This window comes from Marinobacter sp. tcs-11, from assembly GCF_002049515.1.
GTDB lineage: Bacteria > Pseudomonadota > Gammaproteobacteria > Pseudomonadales > Oleiphilaceae > Marinobacter > Marinobacter nauticus.
In genome coordinates, this window is record NZ_LLYU01000033.1 from 1 (window position 1) to 17,192 (window position 17,192).

Here is a 17,192-nt window from a genome sequence, read left to right on the forward strand (position 1 = left end):
AGAAAACTACGAAGAAAGTAACCAGCCTGAAAAAAGAAATCAAAGCCCGTAAGGCGAAGATCGCCAAGCAGGAAGGCAAGCTGAAGAACCTGAAGAAGAAGCTCAAGAAAGCGGCATAAACTGCCATGTAGCGCGCCGTATTCGGTAAGAGTCCGGATACTTTGTTGCTAGCTATACGTAAAGAAGCCCCGCCAATGTGTGGGGCTTCTTTATTGGCGTAGGACGGCGTGAATAGCTTCAAAGCAGTAACGGGGTAGAACCCCATGGCATTCAGCGCTGGAAAGAGGGGGAGAGCCTCGCATTAACATTGCCCCTAAACAAAGTACGACACCTCGAACGCTCGACCGGGCAATCCGAGCACCACTTAATTTGAATAAGGACGTGTTTCTTGACCCGCCTTATGCCAACCGAAAAAAAATCACTAGGCTAATTGGTTTTCGTATACAACCAGCTATCCCTGTCTTCGTCCCAGCATAAACCCGGTCAAGCCGCCTGCAATGATGCTGCCCGCGCTTGCTAACAGGAAGATTCGGATATTTCTGGAGGCGTCTGAAGTTGGATGTTCGGGTGACCAATACCTCCGTTGAGGTCATGCATAAAGGTCAGCGCGTGGCGCTACACCCCCGCCACGGCAAGAGCCGGTTCGTCACCCTGACCGAGCTCATGCCCAAGTCCCACCAGGCCCATCAGAACTGGTCTCCCGGGCGGTTCCTGAACTGGGCCAGGGACATCGGTCCCGCCACGCTCGACGTGGTACAGCGACAGCTTAAGGATCGCCCTCATCCGGAGCATGGTTACCGGGCCTGCCTGGGTCTGCTGAACCTCAGTCGCCGCTATAGCCGTGACCGGCTGGAGCAGGCTTGTAGCCGAGCACTGGCCATCAACTCGGCCAGCTATCAGAGCATCAGCTCGATCCTGAAGCAGGGTCTGGACCAACTGCCTCTGCCACTGGCCGAGGAAGAGCCGGAGCTGGCCGATCTGCCCTTACACACCAACGTTCGCGGCCCCCGCTACTACCACTGATCCCGGAGAAACTGATGTTGACTCACAACACCCTCGATACCCTGCGACAGCTCAAACTGACCGGCATGTGCGATGCCCTGGAACAACAGCGGGCACAGCCTGACACCCATGACCTGGCGTTCGAGGAGCGCCTGGCCCTGCTGGTAGATCGGGAAGTGCTGCACCGCGAAAACCGGCGACTGGAGCGGCTGCTCAAGGCCGCCCGTCTGCGTGTGCCGGCCTGCATTGAAGACATCGACTACCACCACCCGAGAGGGCTGGAGCGCTCTCGCATGGCCGGACTGGCCAGCTGTGACTGGATCCGCCAATCCCTGAACCTGTGCATTACCGGCCCGACCGGTTGCGGCAAGACCTGGCTGGCGTGCGCTCTGGGCAACCAGGCCTGCCGGCAAGGACTCTCAGTTCGCTACCTGCGGGTACCGCGCCTGTTCGAACAACTGCGCATCGCCCATGGCGATGGCAGCTATGCCCGGCTGATGAACCAGTTACTAAAAACCGACCTTCTGATCCTGGACGACTGGGGCATGCAGAAGGTGACGGCACAACAACGGCAAGACCTGCTGGAAGTAATCGAAGATCGGCACGGGCGAGGCTCAACGCTCATCGCGAGCCAGTTACCAACCGAACACTGGCACGACTACATCGGCTCCGCCACGCTCGCCGACGCCATCCTGGACCGGCTCCTGCACGGCGCTCACCGGCTCAATCTGAAGGGGGAATCACTGCGAAAAGCAAAAACACAAAAGACGGAATCGGTTGACCCATCGTGACCGCTCAAAGTACAAAACTGACTCCAGCGTGATGGCCGTGTGCAAACCGGTCACGATCCCCGGAATGACCGGTCACGTTCGCCGGAATACGCAAGCGCGTGGCGCGCAACGCGGCCAGCCAAGGAGTAACACTGACTTACGACCAGGCGCTGATCGACCACTTTGCCCAAGAAGGCTACAAGCCCGAGTTTGGGGCGCGTGAACTCAAGCGATTGATTCGTAGCGAGTTGGAAACCGCGCTGGCGAGGGAAATGCTCGGTGGCGGCATCGGCAAGGACGATCACGCCAATGCACGCTGGGACGAGAAAGCGGAGCGCGTGAGCTTCGAGCGCAAGGAGCCGCCGGAGGCCCAGGTTGGGACGGAGAAATCCGACGAAGCCAAGACCGCCGAAGAGCCGCAGAGCGATACGGGCAAGACAGCGCGCAAGAAGAAGCCGTCGAGCGGGCAAAAATGATGCATCGGGAGGCTCTCGTGGCCAACTCTAGCGTAGGGCTGGTACGGGTAGTCTCCCTTTCATCACTCGCGGCCACTGTCACCAAGGCGACGGGACATTGCGCCTTCGTGCAGTGGGTGGCGCGCTGCGTGCGGCCGCTTGCGATCCGGTTGAGCAACGGATTGGCGCGTCTGTTCGCACCCAATCCTTAGCGACTCGATTCTTGAGGGATGCCGATTATGGAGAAGAAAGATCAATGGAATATCGGTTACTGGATCGTCGCGATCCTCTTGTTGCTCATGTTGCAGGACTACTGGCAGGCGGCTCAGACGATCGAGCCCGTACCATACAGTGATTTCGAGAAGGCGCTGGCGGAGGGGCGTGTCGCCGAAGTGCTGGTGTCGGATCGCACGGTCACCGGGCGCCTGAAAGCGCCTGACAGCCGCGGCAAGACCACGATCGTAGCGACCCGCGTCGAACCCGACCTCGCAGATCGCCTGTCGAAATATGACGTGCCCTATGCCCGCGTGGTGGAAAGCACATGGCTGCGCGACATCTTGTCGTGGATTCTGCCGGCCATAGCCTTCTTTGGGGTCTGGTTCTTCCTGTTCAGACGCTTCGCTGAGAAACAGGGCATGGGGGGCTTCCTGAGCATTGGCAAGAGCCGTGCAAAGGTATTCATGGAGAAGAATACTGGCGTGACCTTTGCCGATGTCGCTGGCGTTGATGAAGCCAAGGCGGAGTTGGTTGAGATCGTCGACTTCCTCAAGAATCCGCAAGAGTATGGACGGCTCGGGGCGCGCATTCCCAAGGGCGTGTTGCTGGTCGGCCCACCGGGCACCGGCAAGACATTGCTGGCCAAGGCCGTGGCCGGTGAGGCGGCGGTGCCCTTCTTCTCCATCTCCGGATCAGAGTTTGTCGAGATGTTTGTCGGCGTGGGAGCGGCCCGTGTGCGCGACCTGTTCGAACAGGCGCGTGCGCAGGCGCCGGCGATCATCTTCATTGATGAGCTGGATGCTTTGGGTCGCGCACGCGGTGCCGGAGGACCGATCGGTGGACACGACGAGCGTGAGCAGACGCTGAACCAGTTGCTCACCGAAATGGATGGCTTCGACAGCTCGGTCGGGCTGATCATCCTTGCAGCCACCAACCGGCCGGAGGTCCTCGATCAGGCCTTGCTTCGCGCCGGTCGCTTCGACCGTCAGGTGCTGGTGGACCGTCCCGACAAGACAGGTCGCCTGGATATCCTGAAGGTCCATGTCAAGAAGATCACCCTGGCCCAAGGTGTAGATCTGGAACAGGTGGCGGCGCTGACCACCGGCTTTTCCGGCGCTGATCTGGCCAATCTCGTGAACGAAGCAGCGCTGAACGCGACGCGGCGCAAGGCGCAGGCTGTGGAACTGCAAGACTTCACCGCCGCCATCGAGCGCATCGTGGCCGGTCTGGAAAGGAAGAACCGTGTGCTCAATCCGAAGGAGCGGGAAACCGTGGCCTATCACGAGATGGGACATGCGTTGGTGGCGCTGGCGCTGCCCGGCACCGATCCGGTACACAAGATTTCAATCGTTCCGCGTGGCATCGGTGCACTCGGCTACACCCTGCAGCGGCCCACAGAAGACCGATTTCTGATGACACGTGCTGACCTGGAGCACAAGATCGCCGTGCTCCTGGGCGGGCGCGCGGCTGAGAAGCTCGTGTTTGGCGAGCTGTCCACAGGGGCTTCAGACGATCTCGCGCGGGCCACCGACATCGCCCGCGACATGATTACGCGCTTCGGCATGGATGAGGGCTTGGGGTACGTTGCTTTTGAGGCACAGCGGCCGCGTTTTCTTGATGCGCCTGAACTGGTACAGGGTGGCTGCCGGGTAGCCGAATCGACTCAGGCACGCATCGACCAAGCCATCCGTGACATCGTGATGGGTGTGTTTGATCGTGCATACCGAATTCTCGAAATTAACCGAGAAGTGCTGGAGCGGTGCGCGCGCGAACTGCTCGCACGGGAAACGCTGGATGAATACAGCATCCGCCAACTGACGCAAGGGCTACAGCTCGAATCCCCATGTCACAGTGGTCCAACTGCCGGAGCCATTGCTTCCTCTGTGTCCCAGGGAGCCCCTCATGAGTGACAGCGTTCATATCGTCTGCCCACACTGCCAATCCATCAATCGCGTGCCAGCCAACAAGTTGGCAGAGAAGCCCAATTGCGGGCGGTGCCAGCACCCGCTGTTCACCGGAGAACCCATCGAGCTGACTACAGCGACGGTAGAGGACATCACCGATCTCACGAGGGTAGAGCAGGCGCTGAACTCTATGCGCCGACAGCGAGAAGAGTTGGCCAGCCACGTTCCCGGTATGCTTTACCAATACCGTCTTCGTCCTGACGGCAGTTCGCACTTCCCTTATGCCAGCGCGAAGATACGGGAAATATACGGGGTTGCACCGGAGGATGTTGTTGAAGATGCCACTCCTGCGTTCGCTGCGCTCCATCCTGAAGACCGCGACCGTGTGCATGAAACCATACAGGCGTCGGGGCAGTCACTCGCGCTTTGGCATGACGAGTACCGGGTGCAGTTTCCAGACGGTCGGGTGATCTGGGTCGAAGGCGAGGCGTCGCCTGAAGCCATGCCTGATGGGAGCATCCTCTGGCACGGCTATATCCATGATGTCACCTCACGCAGAAGATCCGCGGAAGAGCTTCGCCTTGCTGCTACAGTTTTTGAGCACGCAGGAGAGGGCATCCTCGTTACGGACACTCAAGGCCACATTGTCAACGTCAATCGGGCGTTTACCGTGATCACTGGTTATGCGCGGGAGGAAGTAGTGGGTCAGACACCTCGTCTGCTCGAGTCCGATCGCTATGACGATGAGTTCTATCAGACCGTTGGGCAGGCTCTACGTGAGCACGACTATTGGCACGGAGAGCTCTGGTGCCGACGCAAGAACGGCAGTCAGTTTGCCGCGCTGCTGACGATCAGTGCGGTCCCGGATATGCGGGGCAATATCGAGCATTACGCCGCCATGTTTTCCGACATCACAGCGCTGAAGGAGAACCAGCAACAGCTTGAACGCGTTGCTCATTACGACCTGCTCACCGGCTTGCCCAATCGACTATTGCTTGGAGACCGCCTTAAGCAGGCCATTCGTCAGACACGTCGGCGTGGCATGCACCTGGCGGTTGTCTTCATCGATCTGGATGGATTCAAGAAGGTCAACGACCAGCACGGCCACGCAGTCGGCGACAAATTGCTTTCCGTCCTGTCCAGGCGTATGACGCAGGTGTTGCGCGAAGACGATACCTTGGCCCGCCTTGGTGGTGATGAGTTTGTCGCTATTCTGGTCGACCTGCCGGATATTTCCGTCAGCGTACCGATTCTCGATCGCCTGATCGAGGTGGCTGCACAGCCCGTACCGATTGGTGACGCACTGTGCGAGGTGAGCGCGAGTATCGGTGTGAGCTATTACCCGCAAGGCGAAGATATCGACGCCGACCAATTGCTGCGGCAGGCAGATCAGGCTATGTATCGTGCCAAGCAAGCCGGCAAGAATCGATATCACGTTTTCGATACGGAGAAGGATCGTACGCTGCGCACCCGTCACGAAGGATTTGACAGCATAGAGAATGCACTTGCCAATGGGCAGTTTCTGCTTTATTACCAACCTAAGGTCAACATGCGCACCGGTGAGGTGCTGGGCGCCGAAGCCTTGATCCGCTGGCAACATCCGACGCGTGGCTTGTTATCTCCTGCCTCCTTCATACCCATCATTGAGAACCATCCGCTCGGGATTGACGTGGGGGAATGGACCATCGAGGCTGCGCTGACCCAGATCGAAGTTTGGCGCAAGGCCGGCCTACATGTCCCGATCAGCGTGAATATCGGTGCGCGACACTTGCTGCAACCGGACTTCATCATGCATCTACGGGGTATGTTGTCACGACATCCCGGCGCCCGGCCGCAAGACCTTGAACTGGAAATCCTCGAAACCAGCGCCGTGGAGGACTTCGTTCAGGTGTCTCAGTTGATGGCCCAGTGCGGGAGGATGGGATTGCGTTTTGCCCTCGACGATTTCGGCAGCGGCTATTCATCGCTGACCTATCTGAAGCGCCTGCCCGCGTACCTGCTCAAGATCGACCAGGGGTTTATACGCGACATGCTCGAGGATCCGGACGATATCGCCATCCTGGATGCGCTACTGGCACTGGCAAGGTCGTTTGGCAGAAACTGCATCGCGGAGGGAGTCGAATCCATTCAGCATGGTGAAATGCTGCTGCGTCTGGGATGCGAGTGGGGCCAGGGTTATGCCATCGGGCATCCGATGCCGGCGCATGAATTCGAGCAATGGCTACACACCTGGCAGGTACCCTTATCCTGGAAGGGATTCAAACCTGACAGTCGCTCCGCGCTGCCCGTGCCGTTCACATACGCCGACCACCGGGTCTGGATTTCCCAGATGATCGACTATCTGTCAGGTAAGACCCAAGTGCCGCCTCAACCCGAAGCACTCCAATACTGGCGGGATCAAAGTGGCCGCCCTACGTTCTTCGGCAAGGACCCTGATGATCAGGTCGATGTCCTGCATCAGAGCATCCAGCAGTTAGCGAACACCCTGAGTGAAATGAAAAATGCCGGCCGTGTCGAGGCATTGAGGGCTGGCATCGACAAGTTGCAACATTTGCAGGCGGATCTGCTGGGATTGCTGCCGCCAGACCAGAAGCCGGCTTGATGCCATGCACGGGACAAAGGGTTGACGTGCAAAAGGCTGATCGAGTCGTCTTCTCGCACTCCCCGTTCCATTAACGTTTCATTGAAAGAGAGAGCAACGCTTATGCCTAAAGAACCTGGCCACACGACCCTTGACGAGATGCGCTCCCAGTGGCGGCTGATGACGGTTTACGAGCGCTTCGAGCAGGTCGTCGCCCTCGTTCTGTCAGCGGTAATTGCCGTCATCATCGTGGTGTCGCTGTTCCAGCTCATCGCTATCGTCTTCACGCTGCTGGTCCTCGATGCCTTCAATCCCCTGGATCACAAGGTATTCCAGAATGTGTTCGGCATGATCATGACGCTCCTGATCGCGATGGAATTCAAACATTCGATCGTCAGAGTGGCGCTGCGTAAGGAAAGCATCATCCAGGTCAAGACCGTCATTCTGATCGCGATCCTGGCACTGGCCCGCAAGTTCATCATCCTTGGCCCTGACGTTGATCCTGCCAAAGTGGCCGCCCTGGCGGGGACGATACTGGCCTTGGGTCTGACCTATTGGCTCATGCGTGAACGCGACGACCGGATGAGCGAGCAATTGGACCATGGCTCTTTATAGTCTAGACGGTCGACACGATGCCAGGTCGAGGCACCGCTGGCTCAATCGCTTTCAAACCGTACTGCTGGTTTTGACCCTGGTGGGGATCGCGGCTACCGCTGGCAGTCTGCTGTTCGGCGAGATTGGCCTTTGGCTAGCACTGGCAAGCTGCGCATTGACCCTGCTGATCGAACCTGTCGCCGCCTCCGCGATGACCTTGCGCCTCTATGGCGCCCGTCCCTTGCATTACCAGGAAGCCCCCGTAATTTGGTCGCTGTTGCGGGAGTTGGCCGTGCGCGCCGGATTACCGAATACGCCGGTTCCCCACTATGTGCCCAGCGGCATCGTCAACGCTTTTGCTACTGGTTCGCGACGCCAGGCCTCTATTGCGCTCACTGATGGCCTGCTCCGCAGCCTGAGTATCCGGGAACTGCAAGCCGTGCTGGCGCATGAGGTCGCGCACATCGCTCAAGACGATCTGCGTGTCATGGGTCTGGCTGATTCGATCAGCCGGCTCACGAGCCTGCTGGCATTGCTGGGTCAGATTACGCTCCTGATCAGTATTCCGGCGCTGTTGGCCGGTGCCGTAGAAATTAACTGGCTTGGCTTACTGCTGTTGGTCGCTTCGCCGCAACTGGCACTGCTCGCGCAGTTGGGCCTGTCACGCGTGCGAGAGTTCGATGCCGACCGGATGGCCGCAGAGCTGACGGGGGATCCGCACGGGCTTGCCTCGGCGCTGGCGAAGATCGAGCGGGTGAGCCGCTCGTGGCGCGCCTGGATGTTGCCCGGTTGGGGCAATCCCGAACCGTCCTGGTTGCGCACGCATCCGACGACAGAGGATCGTATCGCGCGCCTGATGGCGTTGGCGCCTCAGCCATCGCAGACCCTGCCGTTCCAAACGGAATATCTCGTGCCAAGGTCGCTCGCCCCGATGCGCCCACCACGCCGGGGCCTGAGCGGCCTTTGGCGCTAAATCACTGAAAGGACCCCCCGTCATGGCTTACCCCGATCCTTACCCACAACGCCCAGCTCCGGATCAATTCGTCCAGCGGTGGCTCTTCATCACCGCGTGCGTTGCCGCACTCATGCTGTTCTGGCAGTTCCTGCCCGCCATCGAAGCCTGGTTCAGCCCGCGCCAAGCCGCTGAGCGCACAGTCACGCCGCGTGGCGATCTGGCCGCAGACGAACAGGCCACCATCGAACTGTTCGAAAAATCACGCGCCTCGGTGGTCTACATCACCACCGCGCAGCTGGTGCGCGACGTCTGGACGCGCAATGTCTTCTCCGTGCCCCGTGGCACGGGATCGGGCTTCATCTGGGACGACGCCGGCCACGTCGTCACCAACTTCCATGTTATCCAGGGCGCGTCCGACGCCACCGTCAAACTCGCCGATGGCCGCGACTACCGGGCCGCACTGGTGGGGGCTAGCCCAGCACACGACATCGCCGTACTCAAGATCGGCGTCGGCTTCAAACGCCCGCCTGCCGTGCCGGTCGGCACCAGCGCCGACCTCAAGGTGGGACAGAAAGTGTTTGCTATCGGCAACCCCTTTGGCCTGGACTGGACGCTCACCACCGGCATCGTCTCCGCGCTCGACCGCTCGTTACCGGGAGAAGCGGGCGGCCCGGCTATTGATCACCTGATCCAGACCGATGCCGCCATTAACCCCGGCAACTCGGGCGGCCCCCTGCTCGATTCGGCCGGGCGGCTTATCGGCATCAACACGGCGATCTACAGCCCCTCCGGCGCCTCGGCCGGGATCGGTTTTGCTGTGCCGGTGGACACCGTCATGCGGGTAGTGCCGCAACTCATCAAGTCCGGCAAGTACATCCGCCCGGCGCTTGGCATCGAGGTGGACGAACAGCTCAATCAGCGCCTGCTTGCACTGACCGGAAACAAGGGCGTGTTCGTGCTGCGTGTCACCCCCGGCTCTGCAGCACACAAAGCCGGGCTCGCTGGGGTCGAGATTACCCCGCAAGGCATCGTGCCCGGCGACCGCATCGTTCGCATCGACGGCACGGCGATCGACGATGTGGCTAACCTGCTCGCCTGGCTCGACGACAGGAAGGTCGGCGATGTGGTGCTCTTGTCCGTGGAACGGGCCGGCAAATCGCGAGAGGTGCAGGTGGAGTTGCAGCCCGGGATTTGATTCAGTTGAATCTCTGGTTCATGCGGCGTCGCAGAGGTGGCCGTACCCAATCGTCCAGAACCCTGCCGGGCAGATCTAGGGGGCGGCAGTGATCTCGATTCCGCGTTTCACCTTACGTTCGAATCCCTCGGTATAGTAATTCATTACTCACCTTGTCCAGTGGTTAGATAAGGCTTCCGCCTGCTCCATAATCAACTCAATCGCCGCTGGCGCCTTGTCTGGCGGGTACTTGTACCGCTGCAACGTCCGCCGCACCAGAATCCTAAGCTTGGCCCGCACGCTCTCCCGTACCTGCCAGTCCACGGTGGTGGATTTGCGCAGCTTGTCGGTGATCTCCACGGCGATCTTCTTCAGGATCTCGTCGCCCAGCTCCCGCACGGCGCTTTCATTGCTGGCCAGGGCGTCGTAGAAGGCCACTTCGTCCGGATTCAGGCCCAGCGCAGCATCCCGCTCCATTTCAGCCTGGAACTGCTTGGCCATTGCGATCAGCTCTTCGATCACCTGAGCAGTTTCGATGCCCCGGTTGTTGTATTTGCGCAACGTCTCCTGCAGGCGGTCGGCGTATTTCTTCTCCTGCACTACGTTGTTGCGGGTTTTGGCCTTGATGTCGTCTTTGAGCAGCTTTTCCAGCAGCTCCACGGCGAAGTTCTTGTAGGGCATCTGCCGAACGTCTTCCAGGAACTCGTCAGAGAGCAGCCCGATGTTGGGCTTGTCCAGGCCGCACAGGGCGAAGACATCGGTTACCCCTTCGGCGACCAGCGCGTTGTCCAGGATCTGCTTTAGGGCGGTGTTCTTCTCTTCCTCGGTCAGCTTCTTGTCCACACTGGTGAATTTGGTGATGGCTGTCTTCACCTGCGACAGGAACGCCACTTCTTTTTGAAGTTCCTGGGCTTCGTCCAGGGTGGCGCACAGGGAGAAGGCCTTGTTCATGGCCAGCACAGTATCCAGGAAGCGCTTCTTGCCGTCTTCCAGGCTGAGCACGTAGTTGGCGGTGGGCACCAGATACTTGTGGGGCTCGGTTTCGAATCCGCTGTAGCTGAATCCCTTACCTTTGGGGCCGGGCGCAAACATGCCGTGGATGATGTCCAGCTTCTCCAGCAGGATGGCGTAGGCTTCATCGGCGCTGTGGGTGGGGGAGCCCTTGCCCTTGGCGTCTGTATAGGTTTTCAGAGCCTGTTTAAGCTCGTTGGCAATGCCGATGTAATCCACCACCAGCCCGCCGGGCTTGTCCTTGAACACGCGGTTTACCCGGGCAATGGCCTGCATCAGGTTGTGGCCCTTCATGGGCTTGTCCACATACATGGTGTGACAGCAGGGCGCATCGAAGCCGGTCAGCCACATATCCCGCACGATCACCAGCCTGAGCGGGTCGTTGATGTCCTTGAAGCGCTTCTCGAACCGCTTCTTGGTCTGTTTGTTATGGATGTGCGGCTGCAACAGGGGGCGGTCAGAGGCGGAGCCGGTCATCACAATCTTGATGGCGCCTTTCTCCGGATCGTCGTCGTGCCACTCCGGGCGCAGGGCGACAATCTCGTTATAGAGGTGAACCGCAATCTCCCGGCTCATGGCCACAATCATGGCCTTGCCATCGATGGTGCTGGAGCGGGTTTCAAAGTGGTTTACCAGGTCTTTCGCCACCTGTTTCAGGCGCGGGCCGGCACCGACCAGCTTTTCCAGCCGGCTCCATTCGCCCTTGGTTTTCTCGCGGCTGCCAACGTCTTCGTCGTCCTCAACCACTTCCTCCACCTGATCGGACAGCTCCTCGATCTGTTCGCGGTTGATGTCCAGCTTGGCCAGGCGGGATTCGTAGAAGATGGGCACGGTCGCGCCATCGTCCACGGCATCCTGGATGTCGTAGATGGACACGTAATCGCCGAACACGGCCCGGGTGTCTTTGTCTTCGCTCTCGATGGGGGTGCCGGTAAAGCCGATGAACGAGGCATTGGGCAGGGCATCGCGCATGTGGCGGGCGTAGCCGAACTTGTAGGTGCCGTCTTTCTTGAGGGTGGCTTTCAGACCGTATTGGCTGCGGTGGGCTTCGTCTGAGATCACCACGATGTTGTGGCGGTCGTTCAGAATCGGGTGGCCGGATTCGTCGTTCAGCAGGGCGAATTTCTGAACCGTGGTGAAGATGATACCGCCGGATTCCCGCTCTGACAGCAGGCGGCGCAGGGTATCCCGGTCATCGGCCTGCACCGGTTCCTGCTTCAACAATTCCCGGGCGGCGCTGAAAGTGGCGAACAGCTGGCCATCCAGATCGTTACGGTCGGTGACCACAATCAGCGTGGGGTTGTTCATCTCGGGCTGCTGCAGCAGCTTGCCGGCGTAACAGCACATGGAAATGCTCTTGCCGGAGCCCTGGGTATGCCAAACCACGCCAGCTTTTTTGCTGCCGGGTTGAACCTCGTCGCCGTAGGTGGCCCGCTTCTCGCTGATACCATCGCCGCTCATATCCCGAGCGGCAATCACAGTTGCACGAACAGCCTCACGCACCGCATGGAACTGATGGTAACCGGCGATCTTCTTGATCAGCTTGTCGGAATCCGTTTCGAAGATCACGAAGTAGCGGATGTAATCCAGAAACAGCTCCCGGTCGAAGAAGCCCCGCACCATGGTTTCCAGCTGCCATTCCAGCAGGGGCTTGTCGTCCTCATGCTTGATGGTGCGCCAGGGCATGTAGCGTTCCTGGCTGGCGGTTAGCGAGCCCACTCGGGCCAGATAGCCGTCGCTGATAATCGCCGCCTCGTTGTAGGCGAACAGATCGGAGCATTCGTCTTTGTAGGTTTGGATCTGGTTGTAGGCATCCCAGATGTTCACGTTCTCGGCACCGGGGCTCTTCAGCTCCAGCACCGCCAGGGGCAGGCCGTTGATAAAGCAGATCACATCCGGCCGGCGCAGCTGTTTGGCGCCTTCAAGGGTGAACTGGTTGATGGCCCGGAAACGGTTGGCGTTCAGGTCGCTAAAATCCACCAGAAAGGCCTGGTCGTGAACTACCTTATCGTGCTCTTTATCGTTCGCTCTGGGCAGCTTGTACTCCACCGGCACACCGTCCAGCAACAGGCGGTGAAAGGCCCGGTTGCTGATCACCACGTCCAGGCTTTCGGGTTTGCGGACGACCGCCACAGCCTGTTCAACGGCGCTCTGGGGCAGGTGAGGGTTGATGCGGTGAATAGCCGCCTCAAGATCCGCCAGCAACAATACCTGCCGGTAATCAGCCCGTTCCGGGGCTTCGCCCTCCGGTGCCAGGTCTGGCCCGTGGGCGATTTCCCAGCCGCCTTCGGCAAACCATTCCAGGCATTGTTGTTCCAGCTGATCTTCCGTCATACCTCAGTCCTTATTCCCCTTCACCTCTAACATCGGCGGGCTCCTTCAGCAGCAGGAAATGCTCAATCAGCCGGATCATCAGGGTTTTCTGATCCGGCAGGCTTTCCGCCACCAGCAGGGCCAAGGCCACCAGGGTGTTGTCATTAATCAGTTGTTCTACCGGCCGCGCCAGCAAAGCGGCGTTGCGGCGCAGGTACCACAAAAACAGAAACGAGCCACAGCGCTTGTTGCCATCGGCCAGCGGGTGGTTCTTGATCACGAAGTAGAGCAGGTGAGCGGCACGGGTAGCCACGTTCGGATAAAAGAGTTCATCCCCAAAGCCCTGCTCGATAGTGGCCAACGCAGAAGCCAGGCCGTTACCCCGTAACTGGCCGAACAGCTCGGTGGCCTCGCCCTTGGCCATGAGCGTTTGCTTGAGTTCTCCAATGGCTTTCAGTGCCTCGTCCAGCTCCAGCGGCTGCATATCCGGCTGCTTGATGCCCACCTCGGCCAGCTGTTGCTCGTCGTAGCCTTGCAGCAGGCTCCAGGAGCGGGCGTAGTCGCTGATTACCCGGGCAACGGCTTCGCCTTCATTGGATACCAGGCCTTGATTGGTGAGTGTGCGGCTCAGCAGATCAACGGCCTGTTCAAACTCGATGCCGCGCTCGGCCAAGCGGCGCTGGTTGAGGGTGTAGCCCTCAACGAGGTGGTCTTTGAGAACCTGGGTGGCCCATTTACGAAATTGCACGCCACGCTGGGATTTCACCCGGTAGCCAACAGAGATGATCATGTCCAGATTGTAGTGATCAATTTCCCGCTGAACCTGACGCTTGCCCTCCTGGCGAACTATCCGGAATTTCCGGATAGTTGGTTCTTTCTCTAGTTCCCCCTCCTGGAACACATTGCCCACGTGCTCGTTGACGGTGCGCACGTCTTTGCCAAACAGCTCCGCCATCTGGACTTGGCTGAGCCAGACGGTTTCCTGCTCCAGTGCCACTTCCAGCTGCGCCTGGCCGTCGGTTGAAGTGAAGATTCGTACCTGTTGTTCAGTCATGACAGTTCCTTGTCGTTGTTTGCAAACCGGTCAGTATAGCCAACAGCTTATGCATCGTGCCCTGCGCCTGGCTCTTTACTGAAGTTTGTGGTTCTGAGCTCCTGCCGAACTTTGTCCAGCGGCCCGCTCAGCGCTTTTTCCAGCCGGGTCATGTGCTCCACCAACCATTCGATCATCTCGGGCCAGTTGGCCTTGTTGTAGCCATCGACAGGCTTTTCATACTGGATACGGCACGCAATCTTGTCTGGTAGGGGCAGCCATACCAGTTCGTTACCAAAAGCAGTTTCAATCTGGGATTTCATGGTCTGCAGTCGGTCAAATACAAAGCGGTTCGCCTCGGCACGGCTGCTTTGCATACTTAATCCAACACGCACTTCATTTTTGCCAAAGATTAACTGGTAACCCATGCCACTGATCCCGGAGCCAGCATTTAACCAGTGATCTTTGGCTGGACTGATGTTGTTAAACAGCGAGCAGTTACTACGGCCAAAGGCCTCCAGGGTTTGTTCCCAGAAAGACAGACGCAGCGTATGCCGGCTCTTTTGTTCATTGCTGGCGCTCTTTTCCTCGGCCTCCTTGGCCATCATGCCAATCATAAAGTCCGAGGCTTCCGGGGGGGGGGATGATCTGCTCCACGTTCAGGAACAGCTCTGCACCGGCCTGGTAGGGCGTCACCTTGAAGCACTGGCAGTTGACGCCGAATTGGCTCAGCCAGAGCACGGTGTTGGTGACTTCCTTGCGGTAGTGGGCGGCCACCAGAATCAGGCGCTGGCTTTTCAGGGTATTGAGCTGCACGGATTGCAGGTCGTCGGCCTGCAGGAATTCCAGTAACACGCTCTCTGCATCGGCTGGGGTGCTGCCTTCGTTCTGGGCCTTCTGGTTCAGGTAGCGCTGGAAGATCTCCACCACCTGCTGCTTCTTCAGGTTGGCGCAGTAGCTGGCGTACTTGAGTGCCTGCCACACCACATCCCGGCCGCTGTCGTCGAGCTTGTTTTCGATGACGACCAGGTTGCCGTCCTTGTCGATGGCCAGCAGATCCAGCCGCTCGCGGGTGTCGTCGAAACCATCGAACTCCTTTTGGATGATCAGCAGTTCCTCACCATCTTCTTGGGCCAGGGCTTGCGGGTAGTTCTCCAGCCATTCTTGCAGGTGCTTGCGCTCGGTGAAGCCCAGCTCGCTGAAGCGTTTTACTTCCAGTGGGTTGATGCGGTTGGAGTGTGGATCAATTTTAAACATCCTCAGGATTTCCCTTAACCTTTCGCACCGCTCTGGAATCCAGCGTGTTGGCTTCGATTAGATTTACCAACCGACCAACTTCCGGTTTCAATGTGCCAATTTGCTTACCAACGGCGTTGACTGAGTCAACGAGTTTAAGGAGGTGGGGCTTGTTGATGAAGCCAGGCAGATTGGCATAAGGCTTTACATCGAGCAAAAAGCGGTCAGCATACTTTTTCCTGCCCCCCATGCTCTGCCATTCAATTAGGATATGGAACGGGTCAATCGGCTCGTTGGCGTTGCTTTTCCCGTTACTCTTTGGTGAGAAAAGCTGGAAACCCACTGCAAAGAATATGGATATCTTCCCGTCCTGAGGAATGGTCGCTATCGGGCCTCGGCGGTGAGAGCAATCCAGAACGAGGTCGTATTTCGCGAAGTTCTCAGGATCTCCATCAAACTGAAAGTAGACATCCTTAGCTGGCCCTTTGCCCACATTGGTGATTGCTATATTCAGTCCGCCTGTGCCGTCAGGGTGCGGCTCATAATAGGCTATTAACCTTGGCTCTGATCCGCCCTTGCGAAGTAAGCGGTTCTCTCGCCACAGGAAAACAGTCAGGACTGCAATTGCGAGAGTGGAAAATCCGCTGAGGACTGTCGCAATGTCTTTCCATGCAGCCACACTGCTGGCTTTTTGAATTACTTCGTTCAACCAATCAGTCATTCACGCGCCCACCTTTGTTGTATCTAGTTCCCCTGATAGAAGTTTGGGAAGAAGTGAGTCGCGTATAGCCGACAATGACTTTGATTGATTGCCGTGGCTCTTTGCCAGCTTTAAATATGGGGCGGCTATTCGATCAAACTCTTCGGTAAGCCTTCGCGGATAGATTAGCCACGGAAGCTCCGCCAAGGCTTTCGCATTGGCACGCTGTCGCCCGCTTGTGCCGGTCATCGATTGGATGGCATGTTGACGAAAGTTGCCATCACGGGCGATGAAGTAGGACATTGATTCAGGGTACGGCTCTTGAGATCTCATGACGATGTATTCAGTCGAGCCCCAGCCGACTTGATCGCTATCCAAGAAATCAACGTAGGCTGTTTTTCCGTTTTCAAGACACGGCGTAATTCTCGCCAACAGAGTGTCTCCGTTAACGAACTTCGTGCCACTATTCATTTCCCGCAGAACAACGTCCTCCGCCAAATGGCCAGAGGTGGGGACGTTCTTCATGTCGAGGTAGGGCGCAAGGGTTCCTTTTTTGAGCGACCTGCGTGGGTTGAATTGAACGAGCTCAGAAAGGTGATCAACACCCCACCCCTCCGGAATCTCCCCCAACTCACTATCCTGCATAGCCGACGGAAACAGCTCGGCGGTGGCGCGGAGCTCGGCGTATTGCTCGGGGTGTTCGGCCTGGAGGCGGGTTAGCTCTGCTTCACTTTTGCCGGAAATGGCCTGCATGGCGGCGAGCAGGGCGTCTTCCTCGCTGCCACCGGCTTCCAGTGCTGCGATCTTGGCTTTGACCGGCTCGAAATCGACAAACCAGCTTTTGAAGATGGCTTGGGCCATCTGCTCGAGGGTTTGGTTGATTTGGTGGTTGAGTTGGATTTTGTCGTCCAAGGCCCTAAGGTGGCCGGCGATCTTAATTTGTTCATGTTCAGGCGGAATCGGCAGTATGATTTTCCGCAGTTCACTTTGCTTGATACCTTTGACGGTAGAGCCAGTTGCTCGAGATTCTAATTGTCCCTGAATGTAAGCGCCTTGCATGACATAACGGAGGTAATCGTTTTGTAGAAGGCCTTCGGCACCTCGCAATGTAACGATGCGCTGTGCTAGGAGTCTGCGCGGCAGAAGTATTTTGAGCAAGTGACCCCGCCGCGTCGAATCACAGTTCGGCCCGAGAACGTATCCACAATATCCAGCCGAATAGAGTCTCGATTCTCTCTATTCAGTCAG

13 protein-coding genes and 2 pseudogenes are annotated in these 17,192 nt (G+C 58.3%); 9 read left to right on the forward strand and 6 right to left on the reverse strand.

Annotated features, from left to right (window positions below; all coding sequences use genetic code 11):
• Nucleotides 1-567 precede the first annotated feature (567 nt).
• The 9 genes and pseudogenes from ARC85_RS18985 to ARC85_RS19020 all read left to right on the forward strand — a co-directional run bounded on the left by ARC85_RS18985 (nt 568) and on the right by ARC85_RS19020 (nt 9,672).
• Nucleotides 568-1,023: a hypothetical protein gene (locus ARC85_RS18985; RefSeq protein WP_286715872.1), complete on the forward strand. Its 456-nt coding sequence runs from the start codon at nt 568-570 to the stop codon at nt 1,021-1,023.
• Nucleotides 1,024-1,037: 14 nt separating this feature from the next.
• Nucleotides 1,038-1,793 (forward strand): IS21-like element helper ATPase IstB, encoded by a 756-nt coding sequence (istB, locus tag ARC85_RS18990; RefSeq protein ID WP_286715874.1) that lies wholly within the window; start codon nt 1,038-1,040, stop codon nt 1,791-1,793.
• A 95-nt stretch (nt 1,794-1,888) separates the two neighbouring features.
• A pseudogene (locus ARC85_RS18995) lies at nt 1,889-2,248 on the forward strand (ClpB D2-like domain containing protein); the annotation flags it as partial.
• Nucleotides 2,249-2,466: 218 nt separating this feature from the next.
• Nucleotides 2,467-4,353, forward strand: coding sequence for an ATP-dependent zinc metalloprotease FtsH (ftsH, locus tag ARC85_RS19000; RefSeq protein WP_023011419.1), 1,887 nt, complete (start codon nt 2,467-2,469; stop codon nt 4,351-4,353).
• Nucleotides 4,346-4,489: pseudogene (locus tag ARC85_RS19720) on the forward strand (thiol reductase thioredoxin); the annotation flags it as partial. The gene ftsH and the pseudogene ARC85_RS19720, both read left to right, overlap by 8 nt.
• A 90-nt stretch (nt 4,490-4,579) precedes the next feature.
• Nucleotides 4,580-6,949 (forward strand): putative bifunctional diguanylate cyclase/phosphodiesterase, encoded by a 2,370-nt coding sequence (locus ARC85_RS19005; protein ID WP_502688025.1) that lies wholly within the window; start codon nt 4,580-4,582, stop codon nt 6,947-6,949.
• 102 nt (nt 6,950-7,051) lie between these two features.
• Nucleotides 7,052-7,543, forward strand: a complete 492-nt coding sequence (locus tag ARC85_RS19010; RefSeq protein WP_011786801.1) for a phosphate-starvation-inducible PsiE family protein — start codon at nt 7,052-7,054, stop codon at nt 7,541-7,543.
• Complete coding sequence (locus tag ARC85_RS19015) at nt 7,530-8,495, forward strand: zinc metalloprotease HtpX (RefSeq protein WP_023011422.1); 966 nt, start codon at nt 7,530-7,532, stop codon at nt 8,493-8,495. The genes ARC85_RS19010 and ARC85_RS19015 overlap by 14 nt, the downstream gene beginning before the upstream one ends.
• A 22-nt stretch (nt 8,496-8,517) precedes the next feature.
• Nucleotides 8,518-9,672: a S1C family serine protease gene (locus tag ARC85_RS19020; RefSeq protein WP_023011423.1), complete on the forward strand. Its 1,155-nt coding sequence runs from the start codon at nt 8,518-8,520 to the stop codon at nt 9,670-9,672.
• Nucleotides 9,673-9,819: 147 nt separating this feature from the next.
• On the opposite strand, the gene ARC85_RS19025 is transcribed toward ARC85_RS19020, so the two are convergent.
• The 6 genes from ARC85_RS19025 to ARC85_RS19050 are packed head-to-tail and all read right to left on the reverse strand — an operon-like array spanning nt 9,820 to nt 17,102.
• A complete protein-coding gene (locus tag ARC85_RS19025) occupies nt 9,820-12,996 on the reverse strand; it encodes a type I restriction endonuclease subunit R (RefSeq protein WP_022993045.1) in 3,177 nt (1,058 codons plus the stop codon).
• Between the two features lie 10 nt (nt 12,997-13,006).
• A complete protein-coding gene (locus ARC85_RS19030; RefSeq protein WP_286715880.1) occupies nt 13,007-14,029 on the reverse strand; it encodes a virulence RhuM family protein/type II toxin-antitoxin system death-on-curing family toxin in 1,023 nt (340 codons plus the stop codon).
• Nucleotides 14,030-14,076: 47 nt separating this feature from the next.
• Nucleotides 14,077-14,616 carry a DUF4268 domain-containing protein gene (locus ARC85_RS19035; protein WP_286715883.1) on the reverse strand — a complete coding sequence of 180 codons (540 nt, stop codon included), beginning with the start codon at nt 14,614-14,616 and terminating at the stop codon, nt 14,077-14,079.
• On the reverse strand, nt 14,576-15,265 hold the full coding sequence (locus ARC85_RS19040; RefSeq protein ID WP_273133614.1) for a PDDEXK family nuclease: 690 nt from the start codon (nt 15,263-15,265) through the stop codon (nt 14,576-14,578). Before ARC85_RS19040 ends, ARC85_RS19035 begins: the two co-directional genes overlap by 41 nt.
• Nucleotides 15,258-15,965 carry a DUF8453 domain-containing protein gene (locus tag ARC85_RS19045; RefSeq protein WP_023011668.1) on the reverse strand — a complete coding sequence of 236 codons (708 nt, stop codon included), beginning with the start codon at nt 15,963-15,965 and terminating at the stop codon, nt 15,258-15,260. Before ARC85_RS19045 ends, ARC85_RS19040 begins: the two co-directional genes overlap by 8 nt.
• Nucleotides 15,966-17,102 carry a restriction endonuclease subunit S gene (locus ARC85_RS19050; protein ID WP_286715886.1) on the reverse strand — a complete coding sequence of 379 codons (1,137 nt, stop codon included), beginning with the start codon at nt 17,100-17,102 and terminating at the stop codon, nt 15,966-15,968.
• Between the last annotated feature and the right edge of the window lie 90 nt (nt 17,103-17,192).